Annotated in this window: 18 protein-coding genes; 9 read left to right on the top strand and 9 right to left on the bottom strand. The window is 52.6% G+C overall.

Annotated elements, in window-relative coordinates; all coding sequences use genetic code 11:
- Positions 1 to 77 precede the first annotated feature (77 nt).
- The 5 genes from LLG96_07080 to LLG96_07060 form a co-directional block, all read right to left on the bottom strand.
- A complete protein-coding gene (locus tag LLG96_07080; protein MCE5249968.1) occupies positions 78 to 779 on the bottom strand; it encodes a hypothetical protein in 702 nt (233 codons plus the stop codon).
- Between the two features lie 262 nt (positions 780 to 1,041).
- Positions 1,042 to 2,043 carry a Gfo/Idh/MocA family oxidoreductase gene (locus LLG96_07075; GenBank protein ID MCE5249967.1) on the bottom strand — a complete coding sequence of 334 codons (1,002 nt, stop codon included), beginning with the start codon at positions 2,041 to 2,043 and terminating at the stop codon, positions 1,042 to 1,044.
- Positions 2,044 to 2,271: 228 nt separating this feature from the next.
- Positions 2,272 to 3,210, bottom strand: coding sequence for an NHL repeat-containing protein (locus tag LLG96_07070; GenBank protein MCE5249966.1), 939 nt, complete (start codon positions 3,208 to 3,210; stop codon positions 2,272 to 2,274).
- Positions 3,207 to 4,094 (bottom strand): glycosyltransferase, encoded by an 888-nt coding sequence (locus LLG96_07065; protein ID MCE5249965.1) that lies wholly within the window; start codon positions 4,092 to 4,094, stop codon positions 3,207 to 3,209. Before LLG96_07065 ends, LLG96_07070 begins: the two co-directional genes overlap by 4 nt.
- A gap of 416 nt (positions 4,095 to 4,510) precedes the next feature.
- On the bottom strand, positions 4,511 to 5,254 hold the full coding sequence (locus LLG96_07060) for a hypothetical protein (GenBank protein MCE5249964.1): 744 nt from the start codon (positions 5,252 to 5,254) through the stop codon (positions 4,511 to 4,513).
- A gap of 600 nt (positions 5,255 to 5,854) precedes the next feature.
- On the opposite strand from LLG96_07060, the gene LLG96_07055 reads away from it, so the two are divergent.
- From LLG96_07055 to LLG96_07020, 8 genes are all read left to right on the top strand, one after another.
- On the top strand, positions 5,855 to 7,135 hold the full coding sequence (locus tag LLG96_07055) for a hypothetical protein (protein ID MCE5249963.1): 1,281 nt from the start codon (positions 5,855 to 5,857) through the stop codon (positions 7,133 to 7,135).
- The gene (locus tag LLG96_07050) at positions 7,135 to 8,385 is read left to right on the top strand and encodes a hypothetical protein (GenBank protein MCE5249962.1); all 1,251 of its coding nucleotides are present in this window, start codon (positions 7,135 to 7,137) and stop codon (positions 8,383 to 8,385) included. The genes LLG96_07055 and LLG96_07050 overlap by 1 nt, the downstream gene beginning before the upstream one ends.
- A 288-nt stretch (positions 8,386 to 8,673) precedes the next feature.
- A complete protein-coding gene (locus LLG96_07045; protein MCE5249961.1) occupies positions 8,674 to 9,186 on the top strand; it encodes a hypothetical protein in 513 nt (170 codons plus the stop codon).
- 136 nt (positions 9,187 to 9,322) lie between these two features.
- Positions 9,323 to 10,501: an EFR1 family ferrodoxin gene (locus tag LLG96_07040; protein MCE5249960.1), complete on the top strand. Its 1,179-nt coding sequence runs from the start codon at positions 9,323 to 9,325 to the stop codon at positions 10,499 to 10,501.
- A gap of 220 nt (positions 10,502 to 10,721) precedes the next feature.
- Complete coding sequence (locus LLG96_07035; protein ID MCE5249959.1) at positions 10,722 to 11,729, top strand: Gfo/Idh/MocA family oxidoreductase; 1,008 nt, start codon at positions 10,722 to 10,724, stop codon at positions 11,727 to 11,729.
- 102 nt (positions 11,730 to 11,831) lie between these two features.
- A complete protein-coding gene (locus tag LLG96_07030; GenBank protein ID MCE5249958.1) occupies positions 11,832 to 12,296 on the top strand; it encodes a DUF3795 domain-containing protein in 465 nt (154 codons plus the stop codon).
- A gap of 81 nt (positions 12,297 to 12,377) precedes the next feature.
- On the top strand, positions 12,378 to 13,472 hold the full coding sequence (locus LLG96_07025; protein ID MCE5249957.1) for an exo-alpha-sialidase: 1,095 nt from the start codon (positions 12,378 to 12,380) through the stop codon (positions 13,470 to 13,472).
- Between the two features lie 409 nt (positions 13,473 to 13,881).
- Positions 13,882 to 14,502 (top strand): LysE family translocator, encoded by a 621-nt coding sequence (locus LLG96_07020; GenBank protein ID MCE5249956.1) that lies wholly within the window; start codon positions 13,882 to 13,884, stop codon positions 14,500 to 14,502.
- 62 nt (positions 14,503 to 14,564) lie between these two features.
- On the opposite strand, the gene LLG96_07015 is transcribed toward LLG96_07020, so the two are convergent.
- The 4 genes from LLG96_07015 to LLG96_07000 all read right to left on the bottom strand — a co-directional run bounded on the left by LLG96_07015 (position 14,565) and on the right by LLG96_07000 (position 17,809).
- Positions 14,565 to 14,984, bottom strand: a complete 420-nt coding sequence (locus LLG96_07015; GenBank protein MCE5249955.1) for a secondary thiamine-phosphate synthase enzyme YjbQ — start codon at positions 14,982 to 14,984, stop codon at positions 14,565 to 14,567.
- A gap of 181 nt (positions 14,985 to 15,165) precedes the next feature.
- Positions 15,166 to 15,561, bottom strand: coding sequence for a DUF4186 domain-containing protein (locus LLG96_07010; protein MCE5249954.1), 396 nt, complete (start codon positions 15,559 to 15,561; stop codon positions 15,166 to 15,168).
- On the bottom strand, positions 15,558 to 16,400 hold the full coding sequence (locus tag LLG96_07005; GenBank protein ID MCE5249953.1) for an alpha/beta hydrolase: 843 nt from the start codon (positions 16,398 to 16,400) through the stop codon (positions 15,558 to 15,560). Before LLG96_07005 ends, LLG96_07010 begins: the two co-directional genes overlap by 4 nt.
- A 404-nt stretch (positions 16,401 to 16,804) precedes the next feature.
- Complete coding sequence (locus LLG96_07000; protein ID MCE5249952.1) at positions 16,805 to 17,809, bottom strand: methyltransferase; 1,005 nt, start codon at positions 17,807 to 17,809, stop codon at positions 16,805 to 16,807.
- Between the two features lie 356 nt (positions 17,810 to 18,165).
- On the opposite strand from LLG96_07000, the gene LLG96_06995 reads away from it, so the two are divergent.
- A partial coding sequence (locus tag LLG96_06995; GenBank protein MCE5249951.1) for a CsgG/HfaB family protein occupies positions 18,166 to 18,593 on the top strand: 428 nt, incomplete at its 3' end.

The raw sequence follows: 18,593 nt of genomic DNA, 5'->3' as shown, positions 1-18,593 counted from the left end.
TCTGCAATCACACCAAAAAATTCATATGAAGACTATAATCGAGAGGGGTGGATATTTCCACCCCTCTATTACTCATCTTAATACTCTCTCCACCAACGTGAATAATAAAGCGTATCCTTTAAAAGGTTACTGCTCGTATCGGTAAAATACATTTGTTTGTCACCATCTGACGATACATTTTTTATTGAATAACAGAAGTCGCCTGTGCCTCTATATCCGGCAAGCGACAGTATTTCAGTAGCTCCGAGACTCTCACTTCCGGAATCGGGATCGGTATACGGACCCCGGTAGATGGTTGTATTTCCGGTACTTGTAGATTTTACCGCTGTCATGAGTGTAGTATAGAAAAACGTCATTGCTGTTGCTTCTGCACTGTTCCATGTCTGACGAAGGACAAGAGAAGTATCAGCCTCAGTGAAACTGTACAGTTTCGTGTTGCTACCTACTTTCGCAGCAAATATAATATTGGTGCCATCGCATGCCAACGCGGTAACTTCGCTTGCCTGTACTGCGTCACAGTTTTTCAGTTCACTATATTCTACTTGTGTAGATATTCCTTTATAGAGTTTTACACTTCCTCTATTTATTTTGATGGCTGAAATGTAAAACGAATCGGAATATGCGGCTGAATAAGAGGAAAGGGCCGTAACTTTCTTTGAGGTCAGCTCAATAGAGTTTAAGACCGCAGTAGCACCTTCCCCTTTCTTTGGATATCTATACACCTCATTGTTCGTTCCATTGCTGTTACAAACGATAACAAATGATCCTGTTACACACATGTCGCCGGTCGGTTTGAAGCCGTTAGAACCAGAACCATGAATCCATGATAGTACAGGTCCGTTTTTTTCCGGGAATTTATATACTTTCGTCTTTCCCGATGCACCTTCATCTGTCCTGTATACGGCGAGATAAGTGCTGTCACCATCCGATGTGACCGCATATACATTAAAATCATCAACCGGAAAGAGTGCGGTATTGCCAATAGTATTTCCCGAATATTCGGATATGAATGGAATGATTCTTACATTGTCATGGAGACGTTTACCGCTTCTTCGCCTTATCGATCACCGACTGAAGCGACACCGGGGCGCCGCCGCGGGCTTTCGATTCATCGGCAGCGCTCATGAACGCGAAAATCTCGATGGTTTCTTCCGGCTGAACGGGGATCACTCCCGTTTTGAAGAACTTCACTATCTCCTCGACAAGCGGTTCGTAGCCGCCGTATGACCCGCTCGGTCCCATGCCTTTCGAGCCGAATACGAAAGCGCCGTAATCCGTTTTCCCGCCCCGGAGACCTCTGAATGTCCCGATGCGGCCGTCCTTCCATGTGCCGACGACGAATTCGGTATCCTTGGTCTGGACACGGCTGACCGTTTCGCATCCCGTTCCCATGATGGTGAACAGTATCTCGACACCGTGGACGCCGTACCAGTAGAGGTCGGGATGATGCTCCTCGAGCGAGCACGGGCTGAAGGCGTCACAGCCGAGAACCTGCCCGATCGTCTCGTCGTTCCGCATACGTACGATGCCCGGCGAATACCGGAGCGAAGAGCTCGACCAGCAGGGCACGCCGCTTTCCTTTGCCAGACGGAAAATCTCGATGACATCGGCGAGGCTGCCCGCCATGGGCTTATCGATGAAGACGGGCTTTTTGGCGGCGAACACCGGCTTGATCTGCGCGAGATGGGGACGGCCGTCCACACTCTCAAGAAGGACGCCGTCGACTTTGGAGACAAGCTCCTCGATGGAGTTCACGATCTCGACGCCGGACTCGTCGCGGAGCTGTTTGGTAAATCCCTCGATACGGCTGGCGGAGCTTTCGACATCGGGCGAGCCGCCGGGATATCCTGCCACTACACGGCAGCCGTAGTTATTCTTGGGATCGTTGAGGGTCTTGGCAAAAGCGATGACATGCGATGTGTCGAGACCGATCATGCCGATACGGAATACTTTTCCCTGTGCCTGCGCGGAAACCGGCGATACAACGGCGCACAGCATGAGCACCGCAACCGAGAGCAACAACATAAGCCTGATGACCTTCATGGTATATCCTCCTTGAAAATAAAAGATAAAACGCCTATCGATTTATTCCAGCTTTATCCCATCCCTTCACCCGAACTCACCCCCTGACCCCTTCTCTTACCAAGAGAAGAGGAAGAGACTCGGGTGGTCATCCCCCTCTATTTCCAAGAGAGGGGGACCGAGGGGGTGAGTTAATAAAAAACAACTACATAGAAAATATTTCTGAACATCATCGTCCCGGCGCGCTTTTCACTGTTCCAGCCGGTACACCAGGATCGAAGCGGAAGTACCGTCGCTCACATAGAGCTTGCCGTTGCTGAATGCCACCGAACGCGGCGTCATCTCGCGGTCGATGCCGAATCCAGCAATCGCTTCCGCGGCTCCTGCCGGTGATAGAATCACGATCCCTCTCAGGTCAGCGACCGCAACGGTTCCACCGGGAAGAACGGCGGCGTCAACCGGCGCTTCGAGCACCGCTCCGCCGATATACGTGATTCTGGCGCCGAAGTTTTTCATCACCGCCACAGCATGGTTTCCCGTATCGGCAATGTAGAGGACGCCGTTGGAATCGATGTCGAGACCGGCGGGAAGACGGAGGCTTGTCCGTTCCGAGCCGAATGCGCCGAGCGTTCGTATCGAGCCGCCGAGCATGTCCATCCGTATCACCGCCCCGGTTTCACGGTCGGTTATGTAGAGATCGCCCGAAATTTTGTCATAAGCAAGCCCGCTGAACGAACCGAAGAGCTTGTTGTCGTCGCTTCCGCCCCTGTAAATGGTGAAGCCGTTCTTGAGGTTACGGTCGAACCTGAGCACCCGTGAATCCGATGCGTCTATCGTATACACCTCGATGCCGCCCGAGGAGCAGACATCGACCGGGGCGTAGAGCCGTTCCGTCCGGTTGGTGAAACTGTCGAACCGCGATATGATCGCCCCTTCGCTGTCGAGGCGGACAACGGACGATTTGCCGCGGTCGCAGACATAGAGGGTGCCGTCCACGCCGAACGATATCCCCCACGGCGCCCGTATCTCTCCCGGTTTGCCGAGAGCGCCCTCATAGACAAGCTTTACCGCTCCGGTTGTCACAGGAGGAGGCGGCGGCGGCGCAGCCGTTTCCGGGGATTTTTCAACTACGGGCGCGGCACAGGAAACGACAATTACCAGAGCGATGAGCGCCGCAATCTTTTTCATGACCTTCTCCCCTTCAACCATCCTCGTGCATATGCGGCAAACGTAAGATAATCATAGAGTTTCGTGGGCAGCGGTAAAAAATCGAGCATACGGGTTGCCAGGAAGAGGGGGTAATATACCGCGCCGTTTACCGCGAATCGTCCGGCGGTTCTATCCAGCGTGTCCAACCGGACAATCCGGTAGAGTTCGGGGTGACGGGCTATGAGCACCGGCAGTGCATGCTCGCCGTACATCGCCATTCGACGGATATGACCTGCAAGGGTACCCTCGAAATGATGGTATGCGACCGCTTCCGGCGCATGAACAAAGCCTATTCCCGCCTTATGAAGCCGTAAACCGAGGTCGAGGTCTTCTCCGCCCCAGCCGGGAAGTTTTTCGTCGAACACCTTCCCGGACGGAAGGTCGGACCGCCGGACCGAAGCATTGCCGGTCACAAAATACCAGGGTGGAACCGGTTCACCGAATGTAAGTTTATGGACTCCCCGTGAGCCGATATAGGCACGAAAACCGCCGCCTTCGGACCAGATGATATTACCGATTACCGCGGCATGGGGATTTTTCTCATGGCGCAGGGCATGAGCGATCAGAAATCCGGGCTTTGCTTCCATATCCGAATCGAGAAAAACCACGATGTCTCCGTTCGTTTTCCCGATTCCTTCGTTCCGGGCTGCACTTCGTCCCTTGTTCGAGGGAAAGGAATGCCATACGAGCGGGTAATCCGCTTCCGCTGAATCCCTTATACAGGATTCATCGAGACCGCTGCCGTCATCGACGACGCAGACCGTGTAATCGGGAGTTCCCTGCATTTCCCTGCACAGGGAGCGAAGGCATCGAATGAGGAGACCGGGGCGGCCGTATGCGGGAATTATAACCGAAAGGTTCATGATACCTGCCGGGTTAGGGTGTCATAAATTTATTGGGTCATCCGAATAATGAGTACCTGAACGATTCATAAATTATCAGCTTGTTTTTTTACCCTCACCCACCTGACTCCCTCTCCCCCGCTTCGCGCGGGCGAGGGAGAGCCGCTAAATGGACGCTGAAAGTTGACCCCTCTCCCCTGCATGGGAGAGGGAATTAAAGGATGATGGAATACATTGTAAAACAATGCATTTAAGAAAAAATCGTGATATGTATATCCTGCCTTCTGAGAAACGACGGGCATTTTACGTACAGCACATTTACCGGATGAACCATTTTATTGTACGGTATAAGTCGGGAATCCATTTCGGGATCATGAGAAAGTCCTGTACGGGAACGCACCATGCGAATGTGTTTTTTCGCCAATAACAGTATCATGTCATTCGAACCACCGTATTTTCAGAAATAAGACGATATACATTTCTATGACCGATTCATCGGGCGATGGTTTCATTATGGCATCATGAGCCGGGGAACACGATGTATAGCGGATATATTTCACTCCCGCATCGACACCGTAGGAACTGAGCCATGAACCGGTGTCTCCGGTGATATCGGTGTTGAGACGCCACCGTGCGCCCAGAGCCGCGTAGGGGCCGCTCATATCGGCGACATGGTATTTCGTTTCGGGCTGATCCGTTTCACGGACGCCTTTTCTTACCCACTGCGTACTCGTCATGCTGTACCGCGCGCGGGAAATCCCGATCGAACCGTATACGGTCTTGATTTTCATGAAATCGGGCTTGATTTTTTCCATCGGCAGCTCATAGCGGAGACCGGCCCAGAAATTTTCATAAAATGAGTCAACGGGCTTTTCAAGAATCATATCATTATCATACGCCAGTGATTTGAAGCTTATATCCTCGCCGAGGCTCGCATTGAACCCACCCTGGAGAGCAAGCCCCCGGAAAATACGGGCGGCAGTGTTAATGGTGCCCATCCGATAGGTCTTGGTGCTCCACTGGGGAACATTTTTTCCCTGGGCATACTGTATCCCGCCGCCGAATTCAAACCGGGGACCGTACGGATCATCGGAAGCGGCAGCAGAGTGTATAAAGAGAGGACAGACCGGCAGCACGGCAACAAACAGAAGTAAACTCACAGAAAAAGCGGAATATCGCATGGAATCTCCGACAGCGCCGATTGCAGATAAAGGATTGTAGACAGGCGGTGAAAAGGTGTCTTTATACCCGCCCGGCGACGATTACTCAGCATAAAGCGAAGAATTTATAGCATATTTACAGGGTAAAGTCAACATTTTAAAACAATTTATAAAAGTGTCAACAAGAACAGTATATCAAACGTTCATATTTATTAACTTAGTAATTCTATAATTTTCCTTGCGTTACCTTTTTTTTCTTGATAGTTTTAAAGATGATTTCGAGTGTGGTTGAAATATTGTTTCAAAACAACGATTTTCGCCGGAATAAACCGCTCCTGCTGTTACATAACGGTGAATCGGCAGAGAGCCTGTACGAAGATAAAATTGAATTTTTCTTATGATACAGATTTATGACTGAAAAGTATAATGTATTATCAGGTTATTCGATCAGCTCACGATCTCAAATTTATTATACGAATATCGTCATTCCCGGGAACGAAGTGAACTGGGGACCCGGTATTGACATCGCTCTGCCATACGTTTTAATGATTAAATAACCGGAAAGTATTATCGATAATTTCGTTATCTTGTACCCGTACAGTATTAAGGAGGGGGCATGTTATGATTCATGAGAAAAGCAGCATGATAACGCTGCTTGCAGTGGTTGTTCTTTCGGTACCGCTGACCGTGCTGGGACAGCCGAAAAGCGACATCAAACAGGTTTATCCCAAAATGTATCCGGCCGAAGGCCTGATCTGGAAAGGACGCAGTGTTCAGGAGTCCTGCTGGAACAAGATATGCGAGGATCCGCAGGGACGAATCTGGTTCACCGGCGGCGATCACTGGGGGACAGACCGCAGCGGCGGCATTTTCGATGACAAATATGATCGTCCATGGGGATACGGCAACACAACAATCAATGTGTACGATCCGAAAACGGACAAGGTAACGCTTAAATTCGAGCTCGACCGGGCAAGCGTTCTCTTTTCAAATGCGGAAACTCCCGGCCACGGGAAGATTCATTCGAATCTCCAGTCCGATTCCAAGGGCTTCATCTGGACTGCCGGATACATGGGCGCATCGTATGACCACGAATTCACCAACGCTTTTTATCCCAAGAGTTACGCCGGCGGGGCAATTATCAGATATGATCCGAAAAACGATGACATAGACTATTTCGGACTCCCGACACCGTACGGCGGACAGGTCGCGGTATATCTCGATGAAAAGCGCGATACCGTACTCGGTTTCGCTGTCGACCGCGGCAGATTCTGGCGTTTGAATTACAAGACGATGGAGTTGAAACGGTATGAAACCAACGGCCGTTTCGGTATCCGCGAAATGATTACCGACCATAACGGAATAAGTTATTTCGCAAACGAATTTCAGGGTCTCACAAAATTCGATCCCGACACCGAAACATTCACCGATCTCGACATGAAAATTCCCGGACTCCGGGCATCGGTGGTTTCGTCGAAGAATGTAATCTATGGGATATCCGCCGAGGGGTTCGTCTGGAGTTACGATCCCCAAACCAACAAGGTCGAGGAGTACGGCCATGTTGTCCAGGTTCCCAAAGAGAATGTATATACCCCGAATATGGCGCTTGACGAGGAATGGGGACGGCTGTACTTTATTGCAGGCGGACATGGAGTCACCCTGTCCGGCATGCCGATTCTCACCATCTTCGATCTCAAGACCAAACAATTCTACTGGCCCGGAAAGCTCGATGTGGACGGCTGTTATGGCGCTGTCGTAGCAAAAAGCCACTCGGTATATTTCCAGGTTTATTCTTATATACAGAAGGACGGAAGACGAATCAAGGATAAGGACGGCAAAGAAATCAGAGGGAATTTCCTCGTTCGGTATGATCCACCCAAGAGCCTGGAGGGATTGAAGTAATGAAAACCAGTACCCGTATAGTATTCATTCTGACTGTGCTTGCCTTGGGCGTCATGGTCACCGGCGTCTTCGCCCAGAGAATGGGCGATATTGGCGAAAAGGCAATTTTAAGGCATTATCTTATTTCCAACGGTCCGAAAGGGCCTATCCACGGCGGCGAGAGCGCAGTGACCGACATGATTCTCATGGATGACGGCTGGGTGTACGGAAGCACCGAGGCGACATGGGGTGGAAAGGCATGTCACCTCTTCCGCACGGACGGCGAGGTGAGCGAGCATGTCCTCGATGTCACCGGAAAACTTTCCGGCCAGCCAAAGGTCAAAGACATGGCGCTCGGCCCGAACGGCGAGCTCGTCGGCTGCACCTCCACATACGACGAGGTTTTCGACGATGCAAAGAACACCTACGAAGGGGGCCATCTTTTCACCTACAATCCGAAAACGAAGGCATTCGTCGATTACGGCATCATCGCTCAAAAACAGGGCATCAACTGCATTGCGGTCGATATCCCTCACACCCGCATTTACGGCGTCACATACCCGGCGGGGCACCTGTTCGCCTATGATTATACCTCCAAAAACATCAAGGACTTCGGAGAGGTCAAGACACCCTGGCGTGTCAAGGACCTCGGCAGGGTGTCCTGGCGCGGCGTGCCGAAAGTGCTCATGATCGACGATGCGGGCACGGTGTACTACTCCACCTATATCAGGTCCGACGGCGGCCGGATATTCAGGCTCGCGTATGGTGACGAGAAGCCGGTGTTCACCGGAGCGCTGGTTCCCACGCAGAAGGGTATGGACGACGATCCCATTTACGAGAACACGATCGTCTCGGCGATAAAGGCGACGGACGGCGGTTTCTGGTGCGGTACGAGCGTGGACGGCTTCCTCTTCAAGTTCTACCCGTCCACCTCGACGGTCATCAACAAGGGCAAGGCGTTCCAGTACTGGAATCTCCGCTCGCTCACGTACGGCGGCGATGGCAGGCTCTACATGCTCGGAGGCCGCGACTACGACAACTCGTGGCTGCTCTGCTACGACACCATGACCGGATCGATCGACTGCCTCGGCTGGCCGACCAATACCACACAGATGGGTGTGATCTGCAGCGACAAAGAAGGCAAGATTCTCATGGCGGAAAATCTGCGTAATTCCTATATCTGGGTGTATGGTCCCTCTGGCAGGCTCAATATCAAGGGCGAGGCCATCATCCAGAAACCCGGCGCCGGCGGCGAAGTCAGACAGCCGTAAGGGGACGCGGTCAGCATAAGGTACTTCCAGAAAACGGGGGTGGAAAACGAATCCGCTCCCGTTTTTTTTATTGGAAAAAGGCGCCTCGTGTTTTAGACTATATCAAATACACGAACAAACAGGTCCGGGGTTTGATATACAGCACGGCATACATGATTATGCATGGTATGGACGATTATATCCTGAAACGAGTTCAGGATGACGGTCATGCCGAACTCGTTTCGGCATCTTTTTTGAAAAGAAACGCATGTATGTTTGCCGTTATATAACCCATATGGAAGGAGCCCCATGTCCCGATTCACCGACCGCATGATACGCGCTGCGCGGCTCGATGTCACGCTTTACGAGGAAGTCGAGGCCGACAGGGGCGCGATGACCCAGGCAATGGGAGTTGTCGCGCTTTCGAGCCTCGCCGCGGGAGTCGGTTACCGTGGAATAACCAGTGTCACGGCCCTGCTGGTTTCCATACTCGCATCGCTTACCGGCTGGTTCATCTGGGCGTATATAACGTATTTCGTCGGAACGAAGATATTTCCCGAACCGCAGACGCACACCGACCATGGTAAGCTCCTGAGAACAATCAGCTTTTCGAGCTCTCCGGGGATACTCCGTATCTTCGGCATCGTGCCGGTCATCCGCGGTGTGGTCAACCTCATCGTCATGGTGTGGATGCTCACCGCCATGGTCGTCGCAGTCCGTCAGGCGCTCGATTATACGAGTACGCTCAGAGCTGTAACTGTCTGCTTCGCCGGGTGGGTAGTACAGGCTGCACTCATCGTGCTGGTCGACATGGTGTTCTGATGATTCGGCGGGAACGATAAACTACCCCGCAGCAAACTGCGGGTAATTTTTTCGATTAAAGCGAATGTACGAAGACATGATTTGATACAAAAATAACGCATCATAAGAAATAACAAACTATTACGAGGGACATTAAATGAATCGTGAGACCACAGTGGACAGCATGTCTGCCGCGACTCATGATACTATGCCTTTTCACGGGTATCGGTCGGCAGCGATATATTTCTGGAGCGGGACGGGCAATTCGTACCGCGCTGCAACCTGGATTGCCGAAGACCTTGCGAACGATGGCGCCGAGGCATCGGTGATCCCCCTGGCGCAGGCGGACCCCGGCGAAGAAATCGGGAACGGGCCGGAAAACCTCGCAGGTCTGGCGTTTCCCGCCCACGGTTTCACGGCGCCGTGGAGGGTGATACGGTTCGGGCTCCGTCTTCCGTCGAGGAAGGGGACACATGCCCTCATCGTGGTAACACGGGCGGGAATTAAGGTCGGCCCGGTGTGTCTCCCCGGTATGGAAGGAACTGCGGGATACCTCCTTGCGCTTATACTGGCGCTGAAAGGGTATTCCGTGCGGGGAGTGACCGGTCTCGACATGCCATCGAGCTGGCTGGCGCTCCACTGGGGGCTCAGCACAAAAAACGCCCGCGTGATCATCGACCGTGCGCGGAAAAAACTGTCACGTTTTACCGGACAGATTCTCGCGCATGGCCGCTGTTTTTGGAGTTTCATCGATCTCGCGCTCGGTCTCGTTTTCCTGCCTGTCTCGGTACTCTATATACTCGTGGGGCGATTCACCCTGGCTAAGCTCTTTTTCGCAAACAGCCAGTGCACAGGCTGCGGGCTCTGCGCCGAGCGCTGTCCCGAGGGGGCGATACACATGCTGGGGAAGCACCGGAAGATGCCGTACTGGACATTTTCATGCGAAAGCTGCATGCGGTGTATGGCGTTCTGTCCCGAACGGGCGGTCGAGGCAAGCCATTCGTTCTGTGTCGTGCTCTACTATGTGACAGGCATTCCGGTATCGCTCTATATCTTACACGGACTCGCCGGAAGATTCCCGTGGATTACGGCGCTCGACAACCGTGTCGCGCGGTTCGTGGTTTTCGATTACCCGTATATTCTCGTGTCGATATTTCTGCTCTATGCGGTTTTGAACGCGGCTGTCAGGATTCCCCTTATCAATAAATTTTTCACTTATACCACGCTGACGCATATCTACCGCCGGTACAACGAACCGGAGACCCGCGCCGGAGACCTGATGAAAAAACATGTCCACAGCCGGGGGATAAAAGAATATGGTGAATCGCAGTCATAAAAAGAATGCAATGCTGAAGCACATCGTCGACATAAAATTCGTAAGTTCATTGAGGATGATATAGACCCTGAAACAAGTTCAGGGCGACCTGTGTTTGATCAGGTTGTCATGCTGAACTCGTTTCAGCATCTATTACAATTACAACACCCTAAATATGTTCATGCTTGCATGCAGCACGGTATTACCATTGATAATGATAACTCCGAAGAAAGGATACGATATGGAACCGGTTCGGTTAGGCATCATCGGCTGCGGTATCGCCGCCCGGGAGCTGCACTGGCCCGCGCTCAGTGAAATGCCCGGCATGTTCAAAATCACCGCCGTATGCAACCATACCGGGCCTAAGGCGAAATCGTTTGCCGAAATGGTCGGCGGGGTGCCGTATGTTCTCGATTACCATGAGCTGCTCGACCGTAAGGACGTGGAAGCGGTCTCGATTATTCTCCCCTTCGGGCTCAACCGCGTTGTCGCCGAAGATTGCCTCAGGGCGGGCAGGCATGTCATGATCGAGAAACCCCTTGCAGCGAGCATAACCGATGCCGAAAAGATGCTGCTCATCGAGGAGCGGTATGCGCCGCTGGTCATGATGGTCGCCGAGAACTTCCGGTACCGCGCGCTCTACCGCCGCGCGAAAACGCTGCTCGACGGGGGCTCCATCGGGACTCCCTACGCGGCCATCTGGAATTTTTTCACCGATGTGTCGTCGGGCGCGAATACGCAGTACATGTCGACCGCATGGCGTTTCGACCGTGACTATCCGGGCGGATTTCTTGTCGATGGCGGAGTCCATATCATCGCGGCGCTCCGACTCCTGTTCGGCGAATTCTCGCGGTTATCGGCGCAGTCGAGGAGCGTGAATCCCGATGCGGGAAGAGTCGATACCCTGACTGCCGAATGCACATTCGCAGGCGGTGTTGCCGGGCAGATAAACATGTTTTACAGCTCGCGGGGGCTCAAAGTCAACACCATCTACATATTCGGCGATGCCGGAACGATGCTGGTCGACAATTATGGCGACACTGTCGCGGTGAAAAAGCCCGGCATGCCCGACATCACGGAAAAGTGCACCGAAGAACGCGGATATGTCGGCGAATACGAGGACTTCTGCCGCGCCATACGGACGGGAAGCCCGGTGGTCAGCACCTTCAGGGAGGCATTCATCGATCTGAATGTCATTACCCGCGCCCTTGAATCGGCTGAAGCGGGTACAATTGTAAGATTCGATTGACACGGATGTACACGGACAGTGATAAATTGCAGTAGGGGCAATTCATGAATTGCCCCTTCCCGGCGTCCTGCCTGAATCCGGCTTTTTGACAAAGGAGAAACAATGGATACCCTGAAATATGTCACCTATTGCGGTCTCTACTGCAAGCTGTGCGCAAACATTGCCCGGATTCCCAATCAGGCATACGCGCTCCGTGATACGCTCGCCAAAAGCGGATGGACATTCTTCGGCGATCAGTATGTTCCCGAATTCAGGGAATTCTGGAAGGCTCTCGGGTATTTCAGCGACATGGGAGAAAAGTGTCCCGGGTGCCGAGGGGAATGCGGTTATCCCGGCTGCACCATCCGTCCCTGCGCCCGTGAGCGGAAGGTCGAGGTATGCTCCTCCTGTGATGAATTCCCGTGCGACCGTATAAAAGAGCTCGCCGGGAGATACCCGAATCTCATATCGGACGGATTCCGTCAGCGCGCAATCGGTCTCGACCGGTGGATCGCCGAGCAGGAAGAACGGTGCGCAACGGGATTGTGCTATAACGATTTCCGGTATCCGATCGAGGGTGACGAATAGTAAAACGTGTCAGGGCATCACCGAATACATTACGCCTCATATCAATCTGTCGGGTATGGAATTCCCGGAAGGTATCGTTTCATGAAAGTAAAGCATTTACCCCTGCTGTTTATTACCGGTATCATTGCGGGCGTTACCGTATATGCCGATGACACTCCTCCTCTCGACATCCCCGGTCAGCCCGGATATGTCACATCCGGACTCATCTATCCCCTCGACAGGAGGCCGACGCCGCAGTGTCATGCTTCCACCATCGTCTCGGCGGATGACTGCCTTGTCGCGGCATGGTTCGGCGGCACCGAGGAAAAAAATCCCGATGTGGGTATCTGGCTGTCACGGTATGAAAACGGCGCATGGACCCGCCCGGTTGAAGTAGCCAGCGGCGTACAGGCGGATGGCAGTCGATTTCCCTGCTGGAATCCCGTGCTGTTCAAGCCCGATCATGGCCCCCTCATGCTGTTCTACAAGGTCGGCCCCGATCCCGTCCGCTGGTGGGGAATGTTGATGACTTCCGGGGACGGCGGCAAAACATGGTCACAGCCCCGGAAGCTCCCCGACCATATTCTTGGGCCGATAAAGAACAAACCCGTTCAGGTCTCCACGGGATATATTGTATGCCCGTCGAGCACGGAAGATGGCGGCTGGAAGGTTCATTTCGAGCTCACCGGAGACCTGGGCCGGACATGGGAGCGCACGGAGCCGGTTGACGACAGCGGCGGCCGTTTTTCCGCAATCCAGCCTGCCGTTATTGTCCACGGCGGCGGTGTACTGCAGGCGCTCTGCCGTTCACGGGAAGGCGTCATTGTCGCGACATGGTCCAAAGATGGGGGCAGAACATGGAGCGAACTGTCATCGACCGTCATCCCCAATCCGAATTCCGGAATCGATGCCGTTACCCTCCACGACGGCCGTCATCTGATCGTATACAACCACGCCGGCATGGTCGAGGGTAAATGGGGCGGGCCGAGAACGCCGCTCAATGTCGCTGTCTCCCGTGACGGGCGTTCCTGGAGCTCCGTGCTCGTGCTCGAAAACGGGCCGGGGGAATATTCTTATCCCGCGGTCATTCAGGACAGGGATGGTCGTGTCCACATAACCTACACATACCGCCGCGAATCGATAAAACATGTCGTGATCGATCCGGAGATGCTGAAAGCCGATACGCCGATAAAATAAACGGGCGGCACATACTATGTAAAACTGAATGGAACGCGGATTTACACTGATTGGGCGGATTTTCGCGGATTGAAATTTTTCAATATCTCTTTTTTTTGTATAATAACTTTGGGTGATAATGAGGAAAATATACTGTAAATGATCGTCCACATTAAGAGGGCTGTGAAAAAATATATTTTTCACGAGCCCCATGAGGAAATGTGTTGTTTTATTGCTGTCAAGGGCATGTAAATCGGCACTTCATGCCGACCCTTGACAGCTTATATCAACGTAAATGTTATTTATTGCTCCGGCGGATAAATAATGATACCAATAGCAGGAATAGATGCCGAAACAAGTTCGGCATGACGTCATCCGATATCACTGTTTAATCGCCGAAGCAATATCACAACGCTTTTAAGGAAATCACATGTCGTTTATACTGTTTCTCATGCAGGCTGTCATCATCTCGCTCTCCGGGGTCATGGCGCCCGGCCCTATCACTGCCGTCACGGTCGGAACGGGGACGAAATCACCCCATGCGGGTGCGCTCGTGGCGGTCGGGCACGGTATCGTGGAGTTCCCGCTCATGGTGCTCGTGTATTACGGCGTCGGGCATATACTCAGCATGGTGCCGGTGAAAGTGGCCATTTTCTCGCTTGGCGGGCTGTTTCTCCTGCTCATGGGTGGCGATATGCTCCGGAGCATGAAAAAAGCCGGTTCCGGCCCGGAAAAACGCAACGACGCCCCCCTTGTCGCCGGTATTCTGTTCAGCATGGGCAATGTCTACTTCCTCCTGTGGTGGGTCACGGTCGGCGCGGCGCTGCTGTCGAAGGCGATGGCTTTCGGGATTGCGGGCGTTCTCGTGTTCGCCTTCGTCCACTGGTCATGCGACTTCATCTGGCTTTATGTTCTCTCGGCGGTTTCGTACAAGGGGGGAAACCTGCTCGGTGTCACCTTCCAGCGTATCGTATTCGGGGTCTGTGGCGTATTTCTCGTCGTGTTCGGAGTTAAATTCATCGTTGATGCGGTGAAACTGTGGGCCGGATGAAGAGCTTGAAACGGATAAAGACACAGATTCATGATACTCGCCGCCGTTTTACTTGTCTCGTTTCACTCCCCCATGAACTGCAAAACAAGCTTCCTCCGCCGTGACCTGACATCGAAATCGACGAATATCACCTGCTGCCATGTCCCGAGTGTGAGCGCGCCCCCGGAAAACGGTATCGTGAGCGATGGCCCAAGAAGGGACGCCCGCAGGTGTGAATGCCCGTTGCCGTCGCCCCATGCCCGGTCGTGGTGATAGCTCCGGTTCGAGGGAACGATGCGCTCCCAGAGCTCGGTGAGGTCCTCGACAAGCCCCGGCTCGTACTCGACCGTGGTCAGCGCGCCTGTCGCTCCGGGGACGAATACGGTGACAATTCCGTTCCTGAGCCCTGCCTCGTCGAGCGCTTTGCCGATATCCGGGGTGATGTCGATGATTTCCGCGTTGCCGCGTGTGGGAAATTCAAGATGGTGAGTGATTACAGCCATATAGACGCCTCGATTGTTTATTCCGGTTATCCAGTTAAATCAGCTTGCATGTTTGATCCCCCTCGGCTTCGCCGTGTCCCCCTTATAAAAGAAAGGGGGATAATAGTGTCCCCAAAAACGCTCCCTCTTTAAAAAAGGGGATGCCGCAGGAAGAGGAATCATATTCTATCGGAAGAAAGTATCATTCTGTCTGTGCCCTTATCCACGCCATGATAACATCGGCGATATATCCGATTTCCTCGTCATTCAAAGCCCTCCCCTTCGGGATGTTGTGCCATTTTTCGAGGCATCCCCGGCAGCAGGTGGCGGTCGCATGCTGTGCGATAAACACCGGGTGGTTTCTCATCGGTGTCTGCCTGCCGTCGTTCGCGGGGTTCGCCGGAGCAATACGTGCCGTGATGAAATCCACGGCGTGGTTTCTGATGGTTTCCATGCCCCGCGAGGTGACATACCCGATATCCGGCGTCCGCAACCTGAACCGTGCCCGGAAGGACGACCGCTTCAGCGCCTCCAGTTTTTCCCCGATGATGCGGGCATCGCCGACAGTGTGCTTTCCATGTTCTTTATACGGTTTCATGGCGCGAGATACCGTGAGATAAATCCCTGTAATCCATCGATATATATCTGTCCCGATACAAGGAAACCATCGTTGTGAGTGCCGTGAATTTCGAGAAATTCTTTCGGTTCGTGCGCCGCATCGAACAGCGCCTGCCCGTGGCTGAACGGTATGAGATCGTCCTCGCTGCTGTGGATGACGAGCACCGGGCACCGCACTTCACTCAGGTACCGGACAGTTGGAAATGAGAACCGTGCGAGCAGCCGCACGGGCATGAGGGGATGGAGGTTCGCGCCCAGGTCGGGTATCGAGGTGAAGGAGGACTCGATGATAACGAGCCTCGGCGTATGCTCGCGGGCGAGCCACGAAGCGGCCGCCCCGCCGAGGGAACGGCCGAAGAAGATTATTCTTTCGGGGGATATATGACGGTTTTCGGTGAGATAGTGCCATGCGGCTTCGGCATCGTCGTATATACCCCGCTCGCCCGGTTTCCCGCCGCTCATACCGTATCCGCGGTAGTCGAAAATGAATGTGCTCAGCCCGAGATCGTGAAAAATCCTGATCGATTCGATGCGGTGGGATATGTTGCCCCCGTTGCCATGGCAGAATATCACCACTCCCCGCTCCTGTTCGGCGGGAACGAACCAGCCTGTCAGCAGGATGCCGTCCTTCGACCCGAACGTCACATCTTCATACGCAAGACCATCACTGCCGGGTGTCCGCTCGATATCCCGTACGGGCTGAAAGACCAGACGGGACTGGATCATGAACAGGAATGTCGATAATCCAAGGTAAAAAATCAATCCCGCCAGCACAATCAGGCGGGTGATATGCCAGAACGAGTGCAGATTAATATCCATACATCCTCTTGAGCATCAATAAAAAACCCAACCGATACATCTGTTCTTGAATTTCATGAGAATACTGGTTTTTTACGGATTTGCTTTTTTATATCTTTTTTGATGTTGTCGATTAATCGTTACATAAGGCAGTACTGACCCGGGATATTCATGAATATATTAAACCACGAAGACACAAAGACACAAATTTATATAACATATTATTTATACTATTATTTACAATTAATAAACATTAACACCTAAAAAATTTATAAAAAAATAAAATCCGTGCAAATCCGCGTTCTATTGAATTTTGTGAACAGATCGGGCTGATAATCCAATATATCTCTTTGTGCCTTAGTGTCTTTGTGGTAAACCGTTTTTTGAATCATTATGGTCAGTGTTCATTCTCCGATATGGTTTCATCATCCCGGTTCATTCCATGTCTCGAACACACGGTAAACGTTTTCGGGACGGGCTCCCGGGCCGAACTCGCACTGGGCGATCGCCCCGCCGTCGCAATAGAGCGCTTCACGGACATTCCGGACAGCCGCTGAAACCTCGTCCGGGGAAGCATAGGGAAGGATGTGCTGACGGTCGATTTCTCCCCAGAAAGTCAGTTTTCCCCTGAACCGTTCGCCGAGTTTGTCCGCGCCCATGCAGAATATCTGTGAATTGAGCGCATCGAGCCCGAGCCCTATCAGGTCGGGGATGATGTCGATAATATAGCCGTCCGAGTGCATGAAGCAGTACTTGCCGTGATCGTGGGCAATGGTTATGTAGTCACGGTAGAGCGGCTTGAAAATCGACCGCCAGAGATCGGGAGAAATGAGGAGGGAACGCTGCGCTCCCCAGTCGTCCATGAAGAAAAGGGCATCCACATCGGTTTTTGCCCAGAGCTCGAGCTGTTTGATGTAGAATGCATGGATACGGCCGATGAGGGCAAACAGTTCCGGGGGCTGATCCATAAGATCGCAGAAAAGCTTTTCCGTTGTGCGGATGAACTGGAGGCGCTCGAACGGCCGCGCGAAACAGCCGGGTATGACAAACGTGTCCGTATTCCTGCAGTAGTCGTTCACCGCCGCGACATCGAGCGTGAGGAGCTCATCGGGCGTGCGGATTTTTCCGGTATCGTTCCAGTCCCTGAGAAGAGGCTCCTTGACCTCGCCGATGTAGCCGGGCTGATGGTTTTCGAAAACACATCCCCACTCGTCACGGTAGAATCCCGGCGTATAAGGATCCCCTTCGGTATGGGGCGGTGTCGAATAAACCTCCGGCGGATTGGTGATATCATCGGGAAAATCGTGGTGGATACGGTCTACCGCACCGGGATAGTGATCAGTCGCATACGGCAGCAGCCAGAGCTGACGGGGAACCCGGTCGGGGCGGGCATATTCGAGCGTTTTTCGCATACGTTCACGGGATGTCACGGGCACTCCTTATCGAAACGATCATGAAAGACCTTTTGCTATTGTGAATAGTATACACATTGAACCGCTCCGGTCAATAATTATTGTGCGCCCGGGAAGTTTTTGTGACGTCCGGATGACAGACCCCGAAACGACTTCGGGGCAACACTGTGAAACCATGCCGTCATGCTTCACCCGGCAGCAGCTTTCAGACAACGGTAAATAACGAAACTTGTGATACACACATTGTATCGGATTCTCATCGGTTTTTATCTTGACAATATTCAGTATTATGATAAAATTATAGAAGAATGTTTACAATTGAAGGTTTGAAAAATATTCTCCGGAATTGAAAAATTTCATATGGAGGTGCGTTCATGGTACGAAAACTGCTGTCCTCCCTGTTGATAATACTGCTTATCGTGGCCGGATTCCCCGTTCGCATTTCCTATGCACAACAACAGAAATTCTACACGATCGCCGCTCTCGACCTTGTCGCAAACGGAATATCCGAGGCAGAGGCAAAATCGCTGTCCGAGTACATGCGCGGGCAGATCACACGAGCCGCGACCTCCGATGAGTTCAGCAGAAAATCGGGATTCTCGTACAAGGTTATAGAACGGTCGCAGATGGACAAGATTCTCGATGAGATGCAGTTTCAGGGTACCGGCTGCACCGACGAGGAATGCGCGGTCGAGGTCGGAAAGGTGCTCGGAGTCGAACGTATCATCATCGGCTCGGTCGGTCTTGTCGGGGAAACCTATACGATCAATACCCGCATCATCGATATCGAAACGGCGAATAC

The organism is bacterium (genome assembly GCA_021372535.1).
Taxonomy (GTDB): Bacteria; Latescibacterota; Latescibacteria; order Latescibacterales; family Latescibacteraceae; genus JAFGMP01.
Note: the sequence above shows the minus strand (reverse complement) of the source record. Positions and strands in the feature narration are given on the sequence as shown.